General features: G+C 45.7%; 5 protein-coding genes and 1 tRNA gene. 2 read left to right on the top strand and 4 right to left on the bottom strand.

Annotated features, from left to right (window positions below; all coding sequences use genetic code 11):
* Nucleotides 1-158: 158 nt before the first annotated feature.
* The 4 genes from QME20_RS19480 to rsgA all read right to left on the bottom strand — a co-directional run bounded on the left by QME20_RS19480 (nt 159) and on the right by rsgA (nt 4,002).
* Nucleotides 159-851 carry a glycerophosphodiester phosphodiesterase gene (locus QME20_RS19480; protein ID WP_168533884.1) on the bottom strand — a complete coding sequence of 231 codons (693 nt, stop codon included), beginning with the start codon at nt 849-851 and terminating at the stop codon, nt 159-161.
* 32 nt (nt 852-883) lie between these two features.
* Nucleotides 884-1,759, bottom strand: a complete 876-nt coding sequence (locus tag QME20_RS19475; protein WP_281716506.1) for a DMT family transporter — start codon at nt 1,757-1,759, stop codon at nt 884-886.
* 3 nt (nt 1,760-1,762) lie between these two features.
* On the bottom strand, nt 1,763-2,710 hold the full coding sequence (asd, locus tag QME20_RS19470; RefSeq protein WP_281716505.1) for an archaetidylserine decarboxylase: 948 nt from the start codon (nt 2,708-2,710) through the stop codon (nt 1,763-1,765).
* Nucleotides 2,711-2,958: 248 nt separating this feature from the next.
* Nucleotides 2,959-4,002 carry a small ribosomal subunit biogenesis GTPase RsgA gene (gene rsgA / locus QME20_RS19465; protein ID WP_281716504.1) on the bottom strand — a complete coding sequence of 348 codons (1,044 nt, stop codon included), beginning with the start codon at nt 4,000-4,002 and terminating at the stop codon, nt 2,959-2,961.
* An 86-nt stretch (nt 4,003-4,088) separates the two neighbouring features.
* Here rsgA and orn point away from each other — a divergent pair, with 86 nt between their 5' ends.
* Both orn and QME20_RS19455 read left to right on the top strand, forming a co-directional pair.
* Nucleotides 4,089-4,634 (top strand): oligoribonuclease, encoded by a 546-nt coding sequence (gene orn, locus QME20_RS19460; RefSeq protein ID WP_014948078.1) that lies wholly within the window; start codon nt 4,089-4,091, stop codon nt 4,632-4,634.
* 101 nt (nt 4,635-4,735) lie between these two features.
* Nucleotides 4,736-4,811: transfer RNA gene (locus QME20_RS19455), tRNA-Gly, on the top strand.

The raw sequence follows: 4,811 nt of genomic DNA, 5'->3' as shown, positions 1-4,811 counted from the left end.
ACCCCAGAGTAGTGAGGAAAAGACCGACTAAATACCCCACAAAGAAAAATGCCAGTCAGCTTAACTGACTGGCATTAAGCCAATGGCTCGTTTTTTTTATAGTGTGAGTCTGTATCAGATACGCGTTCTACAGACTTTTCGCATTGAAAAAGTAGGGGTTAATGCGACAACACACTAAGCGCTACATCGGGCACGTTAGTGAATATGCCCGTCACTCCCCACTCGTTAAGCATAAGCATGTCTCTCGGCTCATCTACGGTATAAACGAATACGTCAAATCCGTCTTGCTGCGCCGTTTGCACAAACTGCTTATCAACGGCGTCTAATGCAATGTTTACGGAATAAGCGTTCAGAGCCCGGGCGCTCGCCGTACAGTCAAGCTCGTAGCTTGCAGATAAGGCGCCGATCTTCACTTCGGGCCACTTAAGCGCAATAGCTTGAAGCCAGTGATGGTTAAATGAAGAGATAAGTAGCTTTTCAGCATTAATGCCGCTTTGCTGTACCGCCGCTTTAACGTCTTTAACCCAGCTGTCTACGTCGCGTAAGTGTTTTATCTCAATATTGCACCACTTGTCTTTTGGAACACAATTCAGTGTTTCGGTCAGGGTCGGTATGCGCTCTCCATCCCCAATGTCCATTTCTGTAAGGGATTGCCACGGTACGTCAAGTAAATAGCCGGATTCCCGTGCTCTGCGCGTAAGTGTTCTATCGTGAAAAACAATAATGTCGCTTTCGTGCTGATAGGTATCAAACTCAATGCCATCGGCACGTTGTTCGAAAGCCAGTTTAAATGCCTTTACTGTGTTTTCTGGGGCGGCTTTACTGGCACCTCGGTGAGCAAAAATGAGCATAGACATTTCTTCCTTAAAGATCACAACACGGCTTAATCATCTTTTGCATTATGCAACTTATGCGTGTTGAGCGTTTCATAAACTGATGCTGACGTAATAAGAATTCCACCTAACAACGCACTTAAACCAGGTTTTTCGTTAAGCAGAATAATAGCAAGGAAAACGCCATAAAGAGGCTGCATGCAGGCTATGAGCGAAAACGTTTTTGCCCTAAGGTGACGTAGGCTCGCAGCAATAAGTGCATGAGGAAGCGCAGTAAATACGGTACCTAAAAACAATAGCATTAGCCAAGAACTAGTAGACGCTGAGGTTATTGCTGCACTGCCTACCGGCAGCATTAAAATACTGATAACCAAGGTTTGCCACGCCATGGCCTGCGCACCGCTGTAGTGCTTAAAGTGCTTACGATGAATAAGGTTTCTAAACGAATACAAGATGGCGGAGGCAATACCAATAAGAACACCAAGGGTAATGTCATTTTCCAGTGACGTTTCGGGCACTATTAAATAAACGCCAACGACCACCGTAACGGTAGATACGATATCCTGCCAGACCAGCCTTACCCGCTCAAAAAAAGGCTCGATAAGTACCGTGATTACAGGAAAGGTAAAAAGGGCAATCATGCCAACAGACACCCCAGCATATTGCATGGCGGCAAAATAGGTGACCCAGTGCAGTGCCATCAGCACGCCTAAACCGAGGGCAACGCCGTAGTCTTTTTTTGAATTCAGCTTTATTTTGTTCTTCGCCAATTTCAAAAAGGCAAACAACGCTATACAGGCAAATACCGAACGAACAAGAGTGATATCACTGGCGCTAAGTGGTACAAGCCGAGAGAAAAGGGCTGTACCACCAAGTAAAATTACCGTGAAATGAAGTGAGATCAGGCTTTTTTTAACAGCATCCATAAATTAGCTGTCAGCGCCCTCTGACGAAGCCTCGCTCTTTTCGTCACTGGCTGATTTATCGCTAACGTGCGTATCTTTAGCCGTAGCCTGTGCGGTTGATTTAAGCGCCATAGGCTCACCAAGGCGTGTAACCATACCAGGGGCGAGGTCTTCAAAATCAATCATGTCTTTTTCGAAACACACCACAATGGTCGAACCTAGCTTGAAGCGGCCTAGCTCGGCACCTTTTTCAAGGAAAACTGCTGCTTCACTGTCTTTTTCATATGACCAGTGCTGAACGTTTTTACCCGCAGGTGGCGTAACCGTGCCAGCCCAGACAGTTTCAATGCTTGCCACTATGGTAGCGCCCACAAGCACCATCGCCATTTTGCCTACAGGCGTGTCGAACAGCGCCACAACGCGTTCATTACGTGCAAACAGACCTGGAATATTTTGTGCTGTAAGAGGATTTACCGAAAAAAGTTCGCCCGGCACATACAGCATATCAGTAAGCGTGCCCTCAACAGGCATGTGAATTCTGTGATAATCACGAGGGGCAAGATAAATGGTAGCAAACTTACCGTTTTTAAATGGCGCAGCTACATCAGGCTTGCCACCTAATAATGTAGTTAGGCTAAAGTCATGGCCTTTCGCCTGAAAAATACTGTCGCTACGGATATCGCCAAACTGACTTACCGTACCGTCAACAGCATGGATTAGTACGTCATCGTTTTCGTCAATGGTGCGCGCTTCAGGTTTAAGCGGGCGTGTGAAGAACTTATTAAAGCTTCTATAATGCTCTGGTTCCTCATGCAGCGCTTCTGACATATCAACATTGTATTGCTTAATAAACGCCTTGATGAAAAATGTCGTAACACTACCCATTTCTGCTTCTGCAAGTTTGCCTACAAGGCGTGAAAGCAGGTGCTTTGGTGTAACGTATTGTAAATTAACTTTAAGCCAATCTAACACAAAATATCTCCGTTTCTTTTATGCAAGCAATAACGCATTGCATAGATAGCGTTATTGTATAGTAAGTCGTGGTATTAAGAGCAACTTTAGGGTTATGAGTGCTTACACAAAAGCATAAGCACGTGGTTCACACCAAAAGAATAAATCGCCGAGTTAGTGACGGCTATTACGCGTAAGTAGTGCGTGTACTTCTTCGGTCGCTCCAACGAGTTTAGCGCTCCAGTGAGGTTGAAACCTAGTGGCAGTTGTTATGCCCCGGGAGGCTGGCTGTGACTAGGGCGCTGCTCTTCCATGGTGGTTAATATTCTATGGTAGCTGTCGAAGCGTTCTGCGCTAATTTTTCCTTCTTCTACAGCTTCTCTTAGTAAGCACCCCGGATCATTTAAGTGCTTGCAGTCTCTGAATTTGCAGCCGCCCAAATAATCTCTGAACTCAATAAAGCCCCATGTAATACGTTCGGTAGGAATGTGCCACAAGCCAAATTCACGTACTCCTGGGGAATCAATCAAATCACCGCCGGCTGGCAAGTGAAGCAATTTGGCCGCCGTCGTTGTATGTTGACCTAGTCCCGAGTTATCTGAAATATCGCCGGTTAATTCATCGGCGTCTGGCAGAACTTGGTTTATAAGGCTCGATTTACCTACGCCGGATTGCCCTACGAAAACGCTGATGTTATCGTTAAGGTATTCATTGAGTTTGCTAATGCCTTCACCGGTTTTGCAACTGGTGAAAAGCACTTCGTAGCCTAAGTTTTCGTACGTCTTAAGCTGCTCTGTGACGGTTGCGCGTTCCTCTTCACTGAGCAATTCTACTTTATTAAGGACAATCAGCGGCGTGATGCCTATGTCTTCACAGGCAACGAGATAACGGTCGATAATATTCAGTGAAAGGGTGGGTAAAATAGCGCTAACCACTATAATACGGTCGATATTCGCGGCAATGGGTTTAATACCGTCGTAATAATCTGGGCGAGTCAGGACGGAGTGCCTGTCTTTTACAACTTCAATAACCCCACTTACACCTGACTCAGCGTCATCCCCTTTACTGAAAAACACCTTGTCACCACACACTACAGAGTCTACCGTGCGGCGAATGTGGCAGCGAGATACTGCGCCGTTTGCGTCTTCAACGTCGGCGTGTTTACCAAAGCGACCAATTACCGTACCGCTTTCTAGCGTGCTTTCATCAAGGTTCGCCGCGCCCTTTGACGCGTGCTTTTCACGCAAGCGCTTGCTTCTATTTGCTGCAACTTGTCGTTTCTGTCGTTGTGTAAGTTTTGGTTTTTTCGCCACGATTCTTTTCTAGTTTCACGTATACTATGTCAATAATACCGTTTGTAGGGCATGGTTGCCATGTCTGTAGCGCAAAGAGGAAAGTAATGAGTAAACACGACAGTAACCTTGTTTGGATAGACATGGAAATGACAGGGTTAGATCCTGAAACCTGTGTAGTAATGGAAATTGCGACCATTGTTACCGATGCACAACTAAACATATTGGCTGAAGGCCCCGTAATAGCGGTACATCAAAGTGATGACGTGCTAAACAATATGGACGAGTGGTGTACACGAGTTCATGGAGAAAGTGGGCTAACCGCGCGCTGCCGAGAAAGTAAGATAAGCGTAGAAGAAGCATCGGCGCAGACCATTGCCTTTTTAGAGCAATGGGTAGATGCAGGCAAGTCACCTCTGTGTGGAAACACCATTGGGCAAGACAGACGCTTCATGGTTAAGTACATGCCCGAACTTGAAGCTTACTTCCACTACAGAAATATTGACGTAAGTACAATAAAAGAGCTGACGCGCCGCTGGAAGCCTGAAATTTTAGATGGTTTCGAAAAGAAAGGCGTACACCTGGCGTTAGATGATATTCGCGAGTCTATTGAAGAAATGCGTTATTATCGTGAGAAAGTGTTTACGATTTAAGCATTCAAACATTGAGGTGCAAAAAAAGTAGAATTAAAGGTTGCGTTACCCCAAAATTTTTGTAAAATGCGCACCACTTCAAACGAAGTACCTCTTTTGTTGCGGGAATAGCTCAGTTGGTAGAGCACGACCTTGCCAAGGTCGGGGTCGCGAGTTCGAATCTCGTTTCCCGCTCCA

The sequence above is a fragment of the Alteromonas sp. CyTr2 genome (assembly GCF_947311905.1).
GTDB classification, from domain to species: Bacteria; Pseudomonadota; Gammaproteobacteria; order Enterobacterales; family Alteromonadaceae; genus Alteromonas; species Alteromonas macleodii.
Note: the sequence above shows the minus strand (reverse complement) of the source record. Positions and strands in the feature narration are given on the sequence as shown.